At 63.8% G+C, this 18,346-nt stretch carries 14 protein-coding genes and 1 pseudogene; 8 read left to right on the top strand and 7 right to left on the bottom strand.

Annotated features, from left to right (window positions below; translation table 11 throughout):
* The 3 genes from O7A61_RS14395 to O7A61_RS14385 form a co-directional block, all read left to right on the top strand.
* Nucleotides 1–1,693: glycine cleavage T C-terminal barrel domain-containing protein (locus O7A61_RS14395; RefSeq protein ID WP_337130371.1), on the top strand; the 1,693-nt coding region annotated here is incomplete at its 5' end.
* Complete coding sequence (locus O7A61_RS14390; protein WP_337130370.1) at nt 1,686–2,273, top strand: sarcosine oxidase subunit gamma; 588 nt, start codon at nt 1,686–1,688, stop codon at nt 2,271–2,273. The genes O7A61_RS14395 and O7A61_RS14390, both read left to right, overlap by 8 nt.
* 163 nt (nt 2,274–2,436) lie before the next feature.
* Complete coding sequence (locus tag O7A61_RS14385; protein WP_337130369.1) at nt 2,437–3,879, top strand: MFS transporter; 1,443 nt, start codon at nt 2,437–2,439, stop codon at nt 3,877–3,879.
* A gap of 20 nt (nt 3,880–3,899) precedes the next feature.
* On the opposite strand, the gene O7A61_RS14380 is transcribed toward O7A61_RS14385, so the two are convergent.
* Nucleotides 3,900–4,604 carry a nitroreductase gene (locus tag O7A61_RS14380; RefSeq protein ID WP_027145870.1) on the bottom strand — a complete coding sequence of 235 codons (705 nt, stop codon included), beginning with the start codon at nt 4,602–4,604 and terminating at the stop codon, nt 3,900–3,902.
* A gap of 171 nt (nt 4,605–4,775) precedes the next feature.
* On the opposite strand from O7A61_RS14380, the gene O7A61_RS14375 reads away from it, so the two are divergent.
* The 5 genes from O7A61_RS14375 to O7A61_RS14355 all read left to right on the top strand — a co-directional run bounded on the left by O7A61_RS14375 (nt 4,776) and on the right by O7A61_RS14355 (nt 12,442).
* Entirely contained in the window at nt 4,776–5,372 is a 597-nt protein-coding gene (locus O7A61_RS14375; RefSeq protein WP_337130368.1) for a helix-turn-helix domain-containing protein, read from the top strand.
* Between the two features lie 93 nt (nt 5,373–5,465).
* Nucleotides 5,466–7,919: a GcvT family protein gene (locus tag O7A61_RS14370; RefSeq protein WP_337130373.1), complete on the top strand. Its 2,454-nt coding sequence runs from the start codon at nt 5,466–5,468 to the stop codon at nt 7,917–7,919.
* Nucleotides 7,916–8,821 (top strand): homocysteine S-methyltransferase family protein, encoded by a 906-nt coding sequence (locus O7A61_RS14365; protein WP_337130367.1) that lies wholly within the window; start codon nt 7,916–7,918, stop codon nt 8,819–8,821. The genes O7A61_RS14370 and O7A61_RS14365 overlap by 4 nt, the downstream gene beginning before the upstream one ends.
* Nucleotides 8,814–9,995 (top strand): pyridoxal phosphate-dependent aminotransferase, encoded by a 1,182-nt coding sequence (locus O7A61_RS14360; protein WP_337130366.1) that lies wholly within the window; start codon nt 8,814–8,816, stop codon nt 9,993–9,995. The genes O7A61_RS14365 and O7A61_RS14360 overlap by 8 nt, the downstream gene beginning before the upstream one ends.
* The gene (locus O7A61_RS14355; protein WP_337130365.1) at nt 9,992–12,442 is read left to right on the top strand and encodes a GcvT family protein; all 2,451 of its coding nucleotides are present in this window, start codon (nt 9,992–9,994) and stop codon (nt 12,440–12,442) included. Before O7A61_RS14360 ends, O7A61_RS14355 begins: the two co-directional genes overlap by 4 nt.
* Before the next feature lie 154 nt (nt 12,443–12,596).
* On the opposite strand, the pseudogene O7A61_RS14350 reads toward O7A61_RS14355, so the two are convergent.
* The 6 genes and pseudogenes from O7A61_RS14350 to O7A61_RS14325 form a co-directional block, all read right to left on the bottom strand.
* Nucleotides 12,597–13,183, bottom strand: a pseudogene (locus tag O7A61_RS14350) (NAD(P)H-dependent oxidoreductase).
* Entirely contained in the window at nt 13,183–13,764 is a 582-nt protein-coding gene (locus tag O7A61_RS14345; protein ID WP_337130364.1) for an NAD(P)H-dependent oxidoreductase, read from the bottom strand. Before O7A61_RS14345 ends, O7A61_RS14350 begins: the two are co-directional and overlap by 1 nt.
* Before the next feature lie 208 nt (nt 13,765–13,972).
* Nucleotides 13,973–15,376: an FAD-binding oxidoreductase gene (locus tag O7A61_RS14340; protein ID WP_337130372.1), complete on the bottom strand. Its 1,404-nt coding sequence runs from the start codon at nt 15,374–15,376 to the stop codon at nt 13,973–13,975.
* Nucleotides 15,376–16,680: a cytosine deaminase gene (locus O7A61_RS14335; protein ID WP_337130363.1), complete on the bottom strand. Its 1,305-nt coding sequence runs from the start codon at nt 16,678–16,680 to the stop codon at nt 15,376–15,378. The genes O7A61_RS14340 and O7A61_RS14335 overlap by 1 nt, the downstream gene beginning before the upstream one ends.
* A gap of 4 nt (nt 16,681–16,684) precedes the next feature.
* A complete protein-coding gene (locus tag O7A61_RS14330) occupies nt 16,685–17,533 on the bottom strand; it encodes an ABC transporter permease (protein WP_140502608.1) in 849 nt (282 codons plus the stop codon).
* Nucleotides 17,520–18,344 (bottom strand): ABC transporter ATP-binding protein, encoded by an 825-nt coding sequence (locus O7A61_RS14325; protein WP_337130362.1) that lies wholly within the window; start codon nt 18,342–18,344, stop codon nt 17,520–17,522. The genes O7A61_RS14330 and O7A61_RS14325 overlap by 14 nt, the downstream gene beginning before the upstream one ends.
* Nucleotides 18,345–18,346: the final 2 nt, after the last annotated feature.

Raw genomic sequence — 18,346 nt, 5'->3', positions numbered from 1 at the left:
CAGCCAGGCCGGCGCCAAGGCGGAATGGAACGCCGCCCGGCAGGCCTTCCTGCCGCCCAAGCCGACGCAAAACTGGATCGGCGCGGGCGCCTTCACCGGCAGCTTTTCGACGGTCGAGGCGATCGCCGAAGGGCGCGCCGCAGGCATTGCCGCGGCTGGCGGAACCGCCGCGCCGGTAGCATTGCCCGCTGTCGAGGCAACGCCTGGAGATCCAGATCCCGCGCCCGTGTTCGAAATCAAGGGCAGCGGCAAGAGCTTTGTCGACTTCCAGCACGACGTCACGGCCGAGGATGTCCGCCTGGCGCATCGCGAAGGCTTCGTCTCTGTCGAGCACCTGAAGCGCTACACCACGCTCGGCATGGCCACCGACCAGGGCAAGAGCTCCAACGTCCCCGGCCTTGCCATCATGGCGGAAGCGCTCGGCAAGCCAATCCCGGAAGTCGGCACGACGCGCTTCCGGCCACCCTTCGCACCGGTGTCGATCGGCTCGCTGGCAGCCGAGCGCTTCGGCGATCTCAAGCCCGAACGGCTGACGCCGATGCATGACTGGCATGTCGCCAATGGCGCGACCATGTATTCGGCCGGCCTCTGGTACCGGCCGATGATCTACGGGCTTTCAGGCGAAACCATCGAACAGGCCTACGTGCGCGAAGCCAAGGCGACGCGCGAAAGTGCGGGCATCGTCGATGTCTCGACGCTGGGCAAGATCGCCGTGCAGGGCCCCGACGCGGCCGCGTTCCTCGACCGCGTCTACACCAACATGTTCTCGACCCTCGCGGTCGGCAAGGCGCGCTACGGTCTGATGCTGCGCGAGGACGGTTTTGCTTTCGACGACGGCACCACCTGGCGGCTTGGCGAACAGGATTTCCTGATGACCACCACCACCGCCAGTGCCGGCAAGGTGATGCAGCATTTGGAATATTTCCTCGACGTGATCTGGCCGGAACTCAAGGTCCACGTCACCTCCGTGACCGACGAATGGGCGGGAGCCGCGATCGGCGGGCCGAAAGCGAGGCAGATTCTGGCCGCCTGTGTCACCGGCACGGCTGTCGACAATGCGACGCTGCCCTTCATGGGCATCGTGCACGGCGAGATTTCAGCTGTGCCGGTGATGATTTGCCGGCTGTCCTTCTCCGGTGAAATGGCCTTCGAGGTCTATTGCGGCGCCGGCCACGGCACCCATGTCTGGGAAGCGTTGATCGAAGCCGGCAAGCCGTTCGGGCTGGTCACCTACGGGCTGGAGGCGCTGGGCACGATGCGCATCGAGAAGGGCCATGTCACCGGCGCCGAGATCGACGGCCGCACCACGGCGCGCGACCTGCATCTCGACTGGATGCTGTCGAAGAAGAAGCCCTTCATCGGCTCGGCGATGATGGACCGCGAAGGTCTCGTTGCGTCCGAGCGGCTGGAACTGGTCGGCCTGGTCGCGCTCGACAACCGGCCGCTCAATGGCGGCGCGCACATTGTCGAGGAGGTCGACGAAGCCAATCCGCACGGCTCGGTCGGGCACATCACCGCCTGCTGCTATTCGCCGGCGCTCGGCAAGCATATCGCGCTGGCGCTGGTCAAGGGCGGCAAGGCCAGGCACGGCACGCGCGCCCATGTCTCCGATCCCTTGCGCAACCGCTTCGGTCCCGTGGAGATCGTCTCCAACCACTTCTACGATCCGGAAGGGACCCGCATGCATGGCTGAGCGTCAATCGCCCCTCGAGCCGGAGTTCCATGTCGGCTCGCACGGGAATTTCGAACATGGCGTCGAGATACTGCTCACCGAAAGCCGGCCGGGCTCGATCGTGCAACTCGCGGCATGGCCGGGCGAAGAGAAGAAACTGATCGCGGCCATCCGCGGCGTCACCGGGCTTGCGCTGCCCGACGGCGCTGGCGGCGGCTTGAGCGACGGCGTGAAATCGGTGTTCGGCTTCGCACCGGGAAAGTTCACGGTAACCGATGAAGCCGAAGGACTGGCCGCGGCCTTCGCCAAAGCAGTGACGCCGGCCATCGGCACGGTGACGGACCTGTCGCATGGCCGCACCGCCATCCGCATCGCCGGGCCGAAGGCCGAATGGGTGCTGTCGAAATTCTTCGCCATCGACTTCGCCCTGCCCGCCTTTCCGGTCGGCGCCGGCCGCTCGACAACGCATCACGATGTCTTCGCCCAGATCCAGCGTACCGGCACCGACCAGTTCGACATCTATGTCTTCCGCTCCTTCGCGCGCTCGTTCTGGAAGGCGCTCTGCCACGCCAGCAAGGAAGTCGGCTATGAGGTGCAGTAGGCGGTGTGGCCTTAGAGCCGCTGCCTCTGGCCTCAACGCCGGCTGGTTCTGCCGCTAGAGAATCCCGCCGCGGGCGCCCATGATGGAAAACGTGGCCCGTTCAACCGGTCCAAGGGGTTGAAAATCCCGTCTCAGGGTCGGCATATTTGGTTCGAACATCCCCATGACCGCTGAACTATCCGCCGGCGCTACCGATCGCGCCGATGTGTCGGCCAGAGCCTTGCTCCTGCTGCCGCTGACCGTTGCCTGCGGCGTGTTCATGACCAGCCTCGACCAGAATGTCGTGGTGACGGCGCTGCCGGGCATCAGCGAAAGCCTTGGCCGTCCGCCCAGCCAGCTCGGCCTGCTGATCACCGTCTACGTCGCCAGCCTGATCATCTCGATGCCGCTCGGCGGCTGGGCCGCCGACCGTTTCGGCCTGCGCAATGTCTATTGCTTTGCCTTGCTGGTGTTTGCCGCTTCATCGGCCCTGTGCGGGCTGTCGAACGACATCTGGATGCTGGTCGGCGCCCGCGCGCTGCAGGGCTTCGGTGGCGCTCTGATGGGCACGCTCGGCCAGGTCGTGATCCTGTCGACTTTCCCGCGCAGCCGGACCTTGAAGATCAACATGTATATCTCACTGGCCGGGCAGTCGGGGCCGCTGGTCGGTCCGCTCGTCGGCGGCGCATTGACCACCTACATCTCCTGGCGCTGGATCTTCTTCATCAACGTGCCGTTCGCGCTCGCGGCGGCTATTCTTGCCGCCTCACTGTTTCCGACAATGACCAAGCCGGTGCGCACGCGGTTCGATTTTCCAGGCTTTGTGCTGGTCGGCGGCGGCATGGTCCTGCTGGTCTTCGGCATGGACTCGCTCGCGGCGAAAGACGCCGCCAGCAGCATGATCGCCGCCGAGCTTGCGCTGGCGCTCATCATCCTGACGGCCGCCTCCTTCTACTGCCTGCGCGTGCGCAATCCCCTGCTCGATCTCAAGCTCCTGCGCATCCGCACCTTCCGCATCTCCTTCCTTACCGGCGGCGGGCTCGACACGATCGGTCTCAGCTCCGTCGTCTTCCTGCTGCCGCTGATGTTCCAGCTCGGCTTCGGCATGAGCGCGGTGCAGGCGGGATCGCTGACCTTCGTGGCGGCGGTCGGTTCGGTGGGTATGCGTGTCTTCATGCCACGCGTCCTCAACCGTTTCGGTTTTCGCCGCGTGCTGGTCTTCAACACACCCGTTGTTGCCGCCATGGTCGCGGGCTTCGCCTTGATGCAAGCAACGACTCCGGTCTGGATCACGCTCACCTACATCTTCGTCTTTGGCGTCTTTCGCTCGGTGCAATGGGCTTCGACCGGCAACCTCGCCTATTCCGACATCGCGCCCGAACAACTCGCCCGCTTCAGTGCGCTCTACTATATCCTCTGGCAGCTGGCGGTCGCGATCAGCGTCGGCCTGGCGGCTGCGATGCTGTCGTTTCTCGCCGGCGGCGGGCCGGCCGTCGCCAGCGATTTCCGGATCCTGTTCGTGATCGAGGGCATCATCACGCTCTGCGCGCTGCTCGCCTATCTCAAGCTGACGCCGCGGGACGGCGCCCATGTCAGCGGCCACGGCGCGCACATGAATACGGAATAGCGGGGCTGCGCCGGACGAACCTATTCGCTGAACGTCACCCATTCCTCGAGCGGCTCACGGTCGGTGCGGAAGGCGTTCTCGGGCTTGGACGTGTCTTCATAGCCGAGCGCCATGCCGCAGACGACGATCTCCTCGTCGGGAATGTCGAGCACCGGCCGGATCTGCCGGTGATAGGGCGCGAAGGCCGCTTGCGGACAGCTATGCAGACCCCTGCCCCGCGCCGCGACCATGATGTTCTGCAGGAACATGCCGTAGTCGATCCACGAACCCTGGTTGAGCCGGCGGTCGATGGTGAAGATCATGCCGACCGGCGCGTCGAAGAAGACGAAGTTGCGGTCGTGCTGGGCGCGCATCTTGTCGACTTCCCGGCGGCCGATGCCGAGCGCGCCGTAGAGGCCGAACCCGTTGGCACGGCGGCGGGTGAGGTAAGGCTCGAAGAACTGGGTGGGATAATAGCGGTATTCGTCCCAGTCGGCTTTTTCCGCGCGGATGCCGGAGTTCATGATGGCATCCGTGATCCGTTGCTTGGTCCCGCCTTTGGTGACATAGACCCGCCAGGGCTGCATGTTGGTGCCGGAGGGAGCCCGCGCCGCAACAGTCAATATGTCACGGATCGTCTCGTCGTCGACCATGTCGGGCAGAAATGCGCGCACCGAACGGCGCGACATGATCGCATCGTCGACGATCTCGGCATCAACCGCGATTCGAGCCTTCTTTTCCAGCATGGGCCGTCCCTTAGCCATTGTGTCGATCGGACGTCCCCACTCGCCGCTCGCGGCGGAGCCTTTGCATGAACCGTCAAAATCCTGCAAGCAAATCTTGAGCATTGGTGAAAATCTACTTGATTTTTTCATGAGCTTCATTTCTCATGAAATTCGACTGCAATTTTTCATGAAGTGAGCGATTTGGCCTCCCCTACCGCACGAACATTACAGGGAGCTGACGAACGAGTCCTGGCCGGCGATATCAGGGCCTTGCGCCGGGTGCGCGGGCTGACGCTGGCCGAGATCGCGCTGAAACTCGGCCGGTCGGTCGGCTGGGTCAGCCAGGTCGAGCGCGGCCTGTCGACGCCATCGCTCAGTGACCTCAGGGCCTTCGCCGAGTTGTTCGGCGTGCCGATCAGCCTGTTCTTCAGCCATGACGTGCCCGTGGAAAGCGAGCGCGGCGTGGTGGTGCGCGCCGGCAAGCGTCGCACGCTTGGCACCAGCGAATCCGGCCTGGTGGAGGAGCTTCTGTCACCGGACCTCGGTGGTAGCTTCGAGATGGTGCGGTCGGTCTTCGCGCCGGGCGCGGAGTTGAAGAGCGAGGCCCGCCGGCCGACGGAGGAGGCCGGATACATCGCGTCCGGGCAGTTCGACATCGAAATAGCCGGGGCCTGGCACCGGCTTGGCGAAGGCGACTCCTTCCGCTTCGAAGGCAAGCCTTACCGCTGGCGTAATCCGGGAAGCGAGCCGGCGGTCGTCATCTGGGTGGTTTCGCCACCAGTCTATTGAGTGCATGTCGCCCAAACCGTGGAGCGGTTTTGGGATAACGACATGCATCAAACAAAAATAAAGCGCGGCGCGCTTGAAGATTGGGAGAAGAACATGGCGGGTTTGCCGAGCACGGCGCGCGTGGTGATCATCGGAGGTGGCGTTGTTGGCACCTCCTCGCTCTATCATCTGGCCAAGGCCGGCTGGACCGACTGCGTGCTCCTGGAAAAGAACGAGCTGACCTCGGGCTCGACCTGGCATGCTGCCGGCAATGTGCCGACCTTCTCCTCCTCCTGGTCGCTGATGAACATGCAGCGCTATTCGACCGAGCTCTATCGTGGGCTCGCCGACGCGGTCGACTATCCCATGAACTACCATGTCACCGGCTCGCTCAGGCTCGCCCACTCCAACGAGCGCATGCAGGAATTCCAGCGCGCCAAGGGCATGGGCCGCCACCAGGGCATGGACATAGACGTGGTCGGGCTCGACGAGATCAAGCGCCGCTACCCCTTCCTCGAAACGCACGAGTTGAAGGGCGCACTCTACGATCCGAGCGACGGCGACATCGACCCGGCACAGTTGACGCAGGCGCTGGCTAAAGGCGCGCGCGACATGGGCGCGAAAATCATCCGCTTCTGCCCCGTCACCGGCGTGCGACGCGAGAAGGACGAATGGGTGGTCGTAACAGCGCAAGGCGAGATCCGCTGCGAGATCGTCGTCAATGCAGCCGGCTACCGCGCCGCCGAAGTCGGCAAGATGTTCGGCCGCGAAGTGCCTATGATGGTGATGAGCCACCAGTACATACTGTTCGAGGAAATCCCCGAGCTCGCCGCCTGGTCGAAGGAACAGGGCAAGAAGCTGCCGCTGCTGCGCGACGTCGACACCTCATACTATTTGCGCCAGGAAAAGGCTGGCATGAATCTTGGCCCCTATGAGCGCAATTGCCGCGCGCATTGGGCCACCCACAACGACCCCATGCCGGAGGACTTTTCCTTCCAGCTCTTCCCCGACGATCTCGACCGGCTGGAGCATTATCTGGCCGATGCGGTTGCCCGCGTGCCGATCCTGGGCACAGCTGGACTCTCCAAGGTCATCAACGGCCCGATCCCTTACGCGCCGGACGGCAATCCGCTGATCGGTCCGATGCCGGGCGTTCCCAACGCCTTCGAGGCTTGCGTCTTCACCTTCGGCATCGCCCAAGGCGGCGGTGCCGGCAAGGTGCTGGCCGAATGGGTGACGCAAGGCCAGACCGAATGGGACATGTGGTCGTGCGATCCGCGCCGCTTTACTTCCTTTGCCTCCGCGCCGGACTATTGCGTGGCCAAGGGCATGGAAATCTATGGCAACGAATACGCCATCCAGTTCCCACGTCACGCCTGGCCGGAAGGACGTGACAGAAAACTGTCGCCGGTCCACGATCGCATCAAGGCGTTCGGCGCCCGCTTCGATGCCTATAATGGCTGGGAGCGCGCTATCTGGTACGCGCAGGACGGCGACGACGTCTCCGAGGAAGCCACGTTGACCTTCCGCCGCGACGGACCCTGGCAGCATCGCGTCCGTGAAGAGTGCCTGGCCGTGCGTGACGCCGCGGGCATCCTCGACCTGCCCGGCTTCTCGCGCTTCAACCTCGAGGGCCCAGGTGCCGCCGAGTGGTTGAGCCGGCAAGTGACCGGCCTGGTGCCGAAGCCTGGCCGCATCGGCCTCGTCTATTTCTCCGACGACAAGGGCCGCATCGTCACCGAAATGTCGGTGGTACGCCATGGCGAGGAATCCATGACGCTGATCACCGCGGCGGTGGCGCAGTGGCATGACTTCGAATGGCTGAAATCGCACATGCCCGGGGATGCGGCGTTCAAGCTGATCGACCGGACGGAGGAATTCTCCACGCAGATCCTGGCCGGTCCCAATTCGCGAAAAATCCTTGCCGATGTCTGTGATGCCGACCTGACCCTGCCATGGCTGACCCATCAGGAGACCAGGATTGCCGGCCGCTGGGCCAAGCTGGTCCGTGTCTCCTTCGCCGGCGAGCTCGGCTGGGAGATCCACACCAGGGTCGACGACACCGCCGCTGTCTTCGATGCGATCTGCGCCGCCGGGCAGAATCATGGGTTGAAGCCGTTCGGCATGTACGCGCTCGATTCGCTGCGTCTGGAAAAGGGCTACCGCACCTGGAAGGGCGACCTGTCGACGGACTACTCGATCCTGCAGGGCGGGCTGGAGCGTTTCGTTAAATGGGAAAAGCCCGACTTCCGTGGCAAGTCGGCGCTCCAGAACGAGAAACAGCAAGGCGTGAAGAAACGCTTCGTCACGCTGGTGGTCGAAAATCCCGGCGATTGCGACGCGCCTTACATGTCGACGCTCTGGCATGACGGCCAGATCGTCGGCGAGACGACATCGGGGGGCTGGGGCCATCGCGTCGACAAGTCGATCGCGCTCGGCATGCTGCGCGCCGACCTGACCGAACCCGGCACCGCCGTCGAGGTCGACATCTTCGGCGATCGCTTCAAGGCAGTCGTGCAGCAGGACGAGCCCTTGTGGGATCCCAGGAACGAAAGGCTGCGGGCATGAAGAACGTTATCCTCACCGATGGCGGCATGGGTCAGGAGCTGGTGCGGCGCAGCAAGTCCGAGCCGACGCCGCTGTGGTCGGCCAGGGTGCTGATAGACGAACCGGACCTTGTGCGCGGCCTGCATGCCGAATTCATCCGCGCCGGCGCCCGTATCATCACCATAAACACCTATTCGGCGACGCCCGAACGCTTGGCGCGCGAAGGCGCGGAAGACTTGTTCAAGCCATTGCAGAAGCGTGGCATCGAGCTGGCCAGGCAAGCGCGCGACGAGGCGGGCGATGCGGCCATCGCCGGCTGCCTGTCGCCGCTTTTCGGCAGTTACGCGCCGGCGCTGACCATCTCCTACCAGGACACGCTCGACATCTACCGCCGTATCGTCGCCGAGCAGGCGGACGGCATCGACCTGTTCCTGTGCGAGACCATGGCGTCATCAGAGGAAGCGCGGGCCGCGGTCACCGCCGCATCGGAAAGCGGCAAGCCTGTCTGGGTGTCATGGACACTGGCCGATCACGGCACGCCACGCTTGCGCAGTGGCGAGACGATTGCGGCGGCGGCGGAGGCGCTTGGCGATCTGCCGGTGGCGGCGCGGCTGCTCAACTGCTGCCGCCCGGAAGCGATCGCGGCGGCCTTGCCGGAACTGATCGAGCTGGGCGGCCCGGTCGGCGCCTATGCCAATGGCTTCACCTCCACCGAAGCGCTCAAGCATGGCGGCACGGTGGATGTACTACATGCCCGCCACGACCTCGGTCCGGACGCTTATGCCGAACAGGCTGTCGGCTGGGTGGAAGCGGGTGCGGACATCGTCGGCGGTTGCTGCGAGGTCGGTCCTGCCCATATCGCCGCCTTGCGCGACCGGCTGCAACGGAACGGCTACGCGATCTCGGGAGTCTCACATGCCTAGACCATCATCGCGCATTACCGGCATCGTGCCATCGGGCAAGGACGGCTGGGAGGTTCATTTCGCCGCCTGGAACCGCAAGGAAGCCGGCGAGGACATCATCATGCTGTCGGCCGGCGACCATGATTTCGACACGCCTTCGGAAACGATCGAAGCTTGTGTGGTCGCGGTCCGTGGCAGCAACCATCACTACACGCCACTGCCTGGCCTGCCACGCCTGCGCAAGGCGATGGCGGCGGCCTCCAGCGCCTGCACCGGCGTCGAGACGATGCCGGAAGAGGTCATCGCCACGCCAGGCGGCCAGGCCGCACTTTACGCGGCCGTGCAGGCTGTTCTCGACCCGGGCGACCACGCCATCGTCGTCGCCCCCTATTATGCCACCTATCCCAACACCTTCAGTGCGGCGGGTGCCAGTTTCACCGTCGTCGAGACACCGGCCGAGGATGGTTTCCAACCCCGCGCGGACATGATCCGCGCGGCACTCAAGCCCAACACACGCGCCATATTGATCAACACGCCGAACAACCCGACCGGTGCGGTCTATTCGCGCGAGCGGCTGGAACAATTGGCCGAGGTTTGCCGCGAGTATGACCTGTGGCTGCTGTCCGACGAGGTCTACTGGACGCTGGGCGGCGGCGAGCACATCTCGCCGCGCTCGCTGCCAGGCATGGCCGAGCGCACGCTGGTCATCAATTCCATGTCCAAGAGCCACGGCATGACCGGCTGGCGCATGGGCTGGCTGACCGGTCCTGAGAAAATGATCACATTGCTGATCAACCTCAATCTGGTGACGACCTACGGCTTGCCCGCCTTCATCTCGATCGCTTGCACCGAGGCGCTGGAGCAGAACTATGGCGTCAAGGACATCGCCGAACGCTACGCGGCACGCCGCACCGTCCTGCTCGATGCGGTGCGCGGCATGAACGATGTCACCGTGCGCGGTTCCGAAGGCGGCATGTATGTCATGCTCGACATATCCGATGTCGAACCCGACGACGAGAAATTCGCCTTCGCCTTCCTCGACAAGGAGAAGGTCGGCGTCATGCCGGGCTCGAGTTTCGGCGAAGCCGCAGCTGGCCATATCAGAATCAGCCTGTGCCAGCCCGAGCCCGTATTGCAGGAAGCAGCCACGCGGCTGCGCCGTTTCGTTTCCAGCTACCGCCGCGAGGCCGCATGACCGCCAGGATCCTTCCCACCAAAGCGCGAGCCGTCATCATCGGCGGCGGCGTCTCCGGCTGTTCGGTCGCCTACCATCTGGCCAAGCTCGGCTGGACCGACATCGTGCTTTTGGAACGCAAGCAGCTGACCTCGGGCACGACATGGCATGCCGCCGGGCTGATCGGACAGTTGCGCGGCTCGCAGAACATGACCCGGCTGGCGAAATATTCGGCCGATCTCTATGTCAAGCTGGAAGCCGAGACCGAGGTCGGCACCGGCATGCGCCAGGTCGGCTCGATCACCGTGGCGCTGACCGAAGAGCGCAAGCACGAGATCTACAGGCAGGCGTCGCTCGCCCGCGCCTTCGATGTCGACGTGCGTGAGATTTCTCCCAACGAAGTCAAAGAGATGTACCCGCATCTCAACGTCTCCGACGTGGTCGGCGCCGTGCATCTGCCGCTCGACGGCCAGTGCGACCCCGCCAACATCGCCATGGCATTGGCCAAGGGTGCGCGTCAGCGCGGCGCCACCATCGCCGAGAATGCGAAGGTCACAAAGATCCATACGAAAAATGGCCGCGTCTCCGGCGTGTCCTGGGCGCAAGGCGAAGACCAGGGCACGATCGAAACCGACATCGTCGTCAACTGCGCCGGCATGTGGGCGCGCGACCTCGGCGCCCGGAACGGCGTGAACATCCCGCTGCACGCCTGCGAGCACTTTTATCTCGTCACCGAGCCGATCCCCGGCCTCGGCCGGCTGCCGGTGCTGCGCGTGCCGGACGAGTGCGCCTATTACAAGGAAGACGCCGGCAAGATGATGCTCGGCGCCTTCGAACCGGTGGCCAAGCCATGGGGCATGGATGGCATTCGCGAGGATTTCTGCTTCGACCAGTTGCCCGAGGATATGGACCATTTCGAGCCGATCCTCGAAATGGGCGTCAACCGCATGCCGATGCTGGCCACCGCCGGCATCCACACTTTCTTCAACGGCCCTGAAAGCTTCACTCCCGACGACCGCTACTATCTCGGCGAGGCGCCGGAGCTGCGCGGCTACTGGACGGCGACCGGCTACAATTCGATCGGCATCATCTCGTCCGGCGGCGCCGGCATGGCGCTGGCGCAGTGGATCAACGATGGCGAAGCGCCGTTCGACCTCTGGGAAGTCGACATCCGCCGCACCCAGCCGTTTCAGAAGAACCGCCGCTATCTCAAGGAGCGCGTTACCGAAACGCTCGGCCTGCTCTATGCCGACCATTTCCCCTACCGCCAGATGGCGACATCGCGTGGTGTGCGCCGCTCGCCCCTGCATGAGCATCTGAAGGCGCGTGGCGCCGTGTTCGGCGAAGTCGCCGGCTGGGAGCGCGCCAACTGGTTCGCGCGCGAAGGACAGGAACGCGAATATCGCTATTCCTGGAAGCGGCAGAACTGGTTCGACAACCAGCGCGAGGAACATCTAGCCGTCCGCAATAAGGTCGGCCTGTTCGACATGACCTCGTTCGGCAAGATCCGCGTCGAGGGCAGCGATGCCTGCGCCTTCCTGCAAAGGCTCTGCGCCAACGATATGGACGTGGCGCCGGGCAAGATCGTCTATACCCAGATGCTCAACCAGCGCGGCGGGATCGAGAGCGACCTCACCGTGTCGCGGCTTTCGGAGACTGCCTATTTCCTCGTCGTGCCGGGCGCCACGCTGCAGCGCGACCTCGCCTGGCTGCGCCGGCATGCCGGCGAGCAGTTCGTGGTCATCACTGATGTTGCCGCCGCCGAAAGCGTGCTTTGCCTGATGGGCCCGGATGCGCGAAAACTGATCCAGAAGGTCAGCCCCAACGACTTCTCAAACGAGAACAATCCGTTCGGCACCTTCCAGGAGATCGAAATCGGCATGGGCATCGCCCGGGCGCATCGCGTCACCTATGTCGGCGAACTCGGCTGGGAACTTTATGTCTCGAGCGACCAGGCCGCCCATGTCTTCGAGGCGATCGACGATGCCGGCGCGGATGTCGGGCTGAAGCTGTGCGGGTTGCACACGCTGGATTCCTGCCGCATCGAAAAAGCTTTCCGCCATTTCGGCCATGACATCACCGATGAAGACAACGTGCTGGAGGCGGGCCTCGGCTTCGCGGTGAAGACGGCCAAGGGCGATTTCATCGGCCGAGATGCCGTGCTGAAGAAGAAGGAAGCCGGACTGGACCGCCGTCTGGTCCAGTTCCGCCTGAAGGATACGCAGCCGCTGCTCTTCCATAACGAGGCGATCCTGCGCGACGGCAAGATCGTCGGTCCGATCACCTCCGGCAACTATGGTCACCATCTCGGCGGTGCGATCGGGCTGGGCTATGTGCCTTGCCAGGGCGAGAGCGAGGCAGATGTGCTGGCCTCGACCTACGAAATCGAAATCGCCGGCGAGCGGTTTGCGGCGGAGGCATCGCTGAAGCCGATGTATGATCCGAAGGCGGAACGAACGAAGATGTAGCGCCCTCTTCCTCCTCCCCTTGTGGGAGAAGCGCCGAGACGGTTGAGGGGTGTTCCAGCGGAGTGAGACGTCGGTGTTCTCTGGAACACCCCTCATCCGACCTCGCTTCGCGAGGCCACCTTCTCCCACAACAAGGGGAGAAGGGAAGTGCCGCTTAAAACCGCTCCAGCTTCGCCCGTACCTTCACCAGAAACGCCGCCCTCGTCGCCGGCGTCGAGGCATCCATCAAATAATGCGCAGAAAGAACGTCTTGCAGCGTCTGGCGCATAGCGCCCGCATGCCGCGCAGCAAGGTCTTGCGTCCGGGTTGGCCGACGACGACGCTCCACCAGGTCGGCGCGCCGCAGGTGGTGATGACGCCGACCCTGGTCACATGCGTCATCAGCGACTTGATCCCTCCCTTGCCAGCCGGCAGCTTGAAAGCGATGTCGGTCGCCCACACGCGGTCGAGCCAGCCCTTCAACATCGCCGGCAGCCCGTACCACCAGGTCGGATAGACGAACAGGATCGCCTCGGCCCAGTTGAGCAGTTCGAAATGCGGTTTCAGCGCCGGATCCCGCGGCGCCTGATCGTTGTAGGAACGCCGCTCCTCGCAGCTCATCACCGGATCGAACTTTTCCGCATAAAGGTCGAGCAGCCGCACGTCCCAGCCTCGCCGCGTCAGCACATCCACGGCGGTATCGCGGACCGCGGCGCAAAAACTCTCCGGCACCGGATGGCAATAGACCACAAGCGCACGCATCAAAATGCATCCATGCTGGCCGCGACCTTCGCCGTGAAGGACTTCCGCGTCTCGTCGGTCGACAGGTTCATCGAATAGTGGGCGAGATAGGAGACCGGAGCGCCAGGCTTGATCGTGGCGCGCAGCATGCGCTTCACAACCTTGCGCGGCGGGTCGCCCATCAGCATGGCGCGGAATCGGCTGCCGCCATAGGTGGTGACAGCCGTCAGCTTGCGGATGTTGTGTAGCGTCGGCTGCACTTTGCCATCGACAAGCTTGAACGACACGCCGGGCAGGAAGACGCGGTCGAAAAACCCTTTCAGGATCGCCGGATAGCCGTAGTTCCACACCGGAAACGACAACACCAGAGCCTCGGCTGCCTGTAGCCTCTGAATGTAGCCGGTGACCGCATCGCCTGGTCCACGCTGGTCGTGATAGCCGAGCCGCTCGGCCCGCGTCAGCCGCGGGTCGAAGTCCTCGGCATAGAGGTCGCAGTCATCGACTGTATGGCCCGCCGCCGTCAGCCGCTCGACGATCATCCGGTGCAGGCCGGCATTGAAGCTGGTCTCGACCGGATGGGCGTAGAGGACGAGGATGTTCATGGGAGGACATCCCGCAGGTCAGCGCGAGGCGCCCCCCTCTGCCCTGCCGGGCATCTCCCGCTCAAGGGGGGAGATTGGCAGGTTCGACGTCCCCAATCCGTTGCGGCGTTGGCAATTGGCGAAAGCCCAAGCGACATCCAATTTCCCTTGAGGGGGAGATGGCCGGCAGGCCAGAGGGGGGTGGCTTGGCGCCAACGCTTCATCGTTATCAGCCTGCCTTTTGCAGCCCCTTGAACAGAAAAGTCCGGCCCGAGCGATAATCATAGTCCGGGTTTTCCCAGGCGATCATCTTGCCAGGGTTGAGCAAGCCTTGCGGGTCGGTCTCACGCTTGAAGGCGAGTTGCACCGCGTCCGTCTGCTTCATGCCGCCCTCTTCCAGCGTGTAGCGGTGCGGGTTGAAGATCGGGCAGCCATTGTCCTCGTGCAGGCGGATGATCTCGTTGAGCCGCGCCTCGGTGGTGAAGTTGACCAGTGGCAGGCCAAAGCAGGTGATGTTGCCGTCCAGCCGCACGAATTCGAGATGCGAGAACACCTCGCCGGGAAACATCGCATCCACTTTCTCGACCAGCGCCAGCTGGTTGGGAAAGGGATAGAGCGACTGCAGATAGGTAATCGCGGGGTCGACGCGCAGCGCCCTGAGCGTGGTGTGGTTCCAGGCCAACTCATAGGCCGGCGGCAAGCCCTTTTTCTCGTCCGGCGCGGCAAGGGCGGCGTTGAAGATCACTTCGCCCCCAGCGCAGCGCGTAAAGGTGAGGAAGGCGTCCAGCCCATGCTGCGCCACCATGACGACGCAGATGCTTTGGCCTTCCCTGAAAAATTTCTGGTGCCGCTTGAAGTAAAGCTGCGGAACGGGTGCTGCGATCGGCGTGATCAGCTTGGTCAGGATGCCATCCTGGCACGCCAGCGCATTGCCATAGCGGGCCGCATCCATGAATGCGTCGAAGCCGACGATGACGTCGATCCACTCATAGGCTGCCGTCAGCGGCATCTCGACCTCTGATATGATGCCATTGGTGCCATAGGCATGGGTCACCTTGTGCAGGTCTTCGCCTGTCAGTTCGAGCACCCTCGGCTCGGCTTCCATCGTCACCACGCGCAAGCGCAGCACATTGCCGAAATCGCGCAATCCGCCGAAATTGATCGAGCCGACGCCGCCAGAACCGCCGGCGATGAAGCCGCCGATCGAAGCGGTGTTGTAGGTGGAGGGCGACAGCCTCAATTCCTGTCCGGAATGCGCCCGTGTCGCCTTGTCGATGTCGGCCAGGATCGCGCCGGGTCCGGTCACCACGCGGCCTGGGCCGATCGACTTGATCTCGTTCATCTCCGCAAGATTGAGCACCACGCCTCCCGACAGGGGCATCGCCTGGCCGTAATTGCCGGTGCCGCTGCCGCGCGGCGTCACCGGCACGCCGTGGCGGTGACAGGCGGCAAGCACGCGGATCAGCTCGGCTTCGGTCTTCGGCGTCACGATCAGGTCGCCGGTGACATGGTCGAGCTGCTGTTTCAGAACCGGGCTATACCAGTAGAAGTCGCGGCTCTTCTGCTGGACGATGGCCGGATTGTCGTCGAGCTTCATCCCATCGAGATCGCGTTTCAGCGCCGAAACATCCATCATTCCACCATCAACTCGTCGAGTTCGGCATAGTCGGGCAATTGCCGGTCGATCGCGCGTCCGGCGCGTACGACGATGCGATCCGATTCGGGCCGCGACAGCAATTCCGTCCAGCTCCGACCTTTAAACAGCACGAAGTCGGCATCGCCTCCGGCGGCAAGCGTGCCGAAGCCATCGAGCCGCATCACCTTGGCCGGCGTCGCGGTGACCGCCTGCGGCCAGTCGGCGACCGGATGATCGAAATGCAGGATACGTGTCGCCATGCGGTAGACCTCCAGCATGTCGAGATCGCCATAGGCATAGAAGGGATCGCGCGTGTTGTCTGAAGCGACGGCCACCGGAATGCCCCTCGCCTTCATCTCGTGCAGCAGCGTCACGCCACGCCAGCGCGGTGTGGTTTGATCAGCGCGACGATCTTGCAAATAGAGATTGCACATCGGCAGCGACACGATTGCGAGCCCGGCCCTCGCCACCTTGTCCAGCGTGTCCAGCACCTCGAGATCCGGCTGCCGCGCCAGCGAGCAGCAATGGCCGACGAGGATTTTTCCCTCGAAGCCGTTCCACAGTGCCGCCTCGGCGATCTTCTTCAGCGAGATTGCGGCGACATCGTCGGTCTCGTCGGCATGGAAATCGAGATCGAGCCCATGCTTGATCGCTTGCGCGAAAACGTGGTCGAGCAGTTCTTCCAGGTCTGGCACCATATAGGTGACGACGCCAAGCACGCCCTTGGCGGCGGCCACGCGTTTCGCCAGCCTGTCGAACCATTTTTTGTCGCGCACGCCCTCGATGCCGAGCAGGCAGGCACCCTGCAATTCGATGCGACCACGCCATGCCTCGCGCATCGTCTCGAACACCGGCCAGGAGATTTCCTCCTGCGGCGCGACGCTGTCGATATGAGTTCTGAGCGCCCGGGTGCCATGCACGTAGGCCGAGCGCAGCGAGAAATCCATGCGGCGCGCCACATCCTCGGCGCTCCAGCGGGCAGTCCGGTCGGCGCCCGTAGCGTTCAGAGCGCCCATGAACGTACCGTCAGGATTGGGCTTTCGCGGCCAGATATGGCCCTTGTCGATATGCGTGTGGCAGTCGACGAAACACGGCAGCACGACACGGCCGCCAAGGTCGATGGCGCCGGCCGATACCTTCGATGCGGCATGCGCACCGGCGATGCTGGAAATCTTGCCGCCCGCGACGGTGATATCGGTCAGCGCAAAACCATCTCTGTCGAAAGCCGCGGCGAGGCCCGGCGTCAGCGACGCGTGAAGCCGGACATTGGCGAGGTGATAGGGACCGGAGGTTGGTATCAAGGCACTAACGCTCCTGCTTCAGTGCGCTTTCGTGCCAGCGCCGCAGAATGAGATGCGAAATCAGCGACAGTACGAGGAAGATCAGGATGCCGGTAAGTGAAATCAAAAATAGCGCCGCGAAAAGCCTGGGTGCATTCAGCCGGTAGCCGGCCTCGATAATGCGCGAGGCGAGCCCCGACGACTGGCCGGTGGCGCCGGCGACGAACTCGGCCACCACGGCGCCGATCAGCGACAGGCCGCCAGCGATCTTCAGCCCGCCGAGGAAATACGGCATCGCCGCCGGCAGTCTGAGATAGCGCAGCTGCTGCCACCGCGTCGCGCCGTTGAGCTTGAACAGGTCGCGCAGATTGCGGTCGACCGAGTTCAGGCCAAGCGTGGTGTTGGACAGGATCGGGAAGAAGGCGACGATCCAGGCGCACAGCAGAAGCTTGGTCGTCTGATTGTCGACATAGATGTTGATCAGCGGAAAGATCGCCACGATCGGCGTCACCTGCAGCACGATGGCGAACGGGAAGAACGACATCTCCACCCACTTCGACTGCGCGAACAAGACCGCCAGGCCGACACCGCCGACAACCGCGAGGAGCAGGCTGAGGAAGGTGATGCGCAAGGTGACCAGCAGTGCGGAAAACAGCAGGCCGGCATCGTTGTAGAGCGTTGTCAGCACCACGCCGGGGCGCGGCAGGATGTATTGCGGAATCGCGTTCCACACGCAGATACGGTCCCACAGCCAGATCGCCAGGACCATGATTGCCAGCGGCAGCACCCAGCGACCGATCCGCTCGAGCCGCTCCTGGCGCACGCGCCGCGCTTCCTCGGGGTCGAGTTTCAACGTGCCGTCAATGACCGTCATGATGCGAGCCCGCAGTTGAATTGATGGCGTTGACCAGCACATCCGAGGCCTGCCGGCAAAGGGCCGCATAATCCGGCGAGGTGCGAAACGCCTCGTCGCGCGGATAGGATGCCTTGATGGCGAGTTCGTCGAACACCCTGCCCGGCCGCGCCGCCATGACGACGACGCGATTGGACAGAAACACGCTTTCGAACACACTGTGGGTGACGAAGACGACGGTGAAGCGTTCGTCCTGCCACAGTTCCAGCAGGTCGTTGTTGAGCTTGAAGCGGGTGATCTCGTCGAGCGCGGCGAACGGCTCGTCCATCAACAGCACGCGCGGCTTGGTCACCATGGCGCGAGCGATCGAGACGCGCATCTTCATGCCGCCCGACAGTTCGCGCGGCACGGCGTCTTCGAAACCGGTCAGGTGCACACGCGCCAGCATCTCCGTTATCGCTGGAACTGCCTTGGCGCGGGAAATGCCTTTCAGCCTGAGCGGCAGCCAGACATTGTCGAAGACGCTGGCCCAGGGCAGCAGCGTCGGCTCCTGAAAGACGAAGCCGATATTCGCGCGGTCGAGCGAACCGCCGCCACGCCAGTCGAGCACACCTGATGTCGGCGTCGACAGGCCGGCAATCAGCCGCAGCGCCGTCGACTTGCCGCAGCCCGATGGTCCGAGCAGGCTCAGGAAATCGCCTTCCCGGATCGTCAGGTCGACATCGCTGAGCGCCGTCACGCCATTGGAAAAGACCTTGCCGACGCCACGCAGCGCCAGCAGGATCGGAGCCATGTCCGAGGCGGGCGTTTGCGCCACCTTTTCCCGCATCATGC

Source organism: Mesorhizobium sp. Cs1321R2N1 (genome assembly GCF_037179725.1).
Classification (GTDB): Bacteria; Pseudomonadota; Alphaproteobacteria; order Rhizobiales; family Rhizobiaceae; genus Mesorhizobium; species Mesorhizobium salmacidum.
Note: the sequence above shows the minus strand (reverse complement) of the source record. Positions and strands in the feature narration are given on the sequence as shown.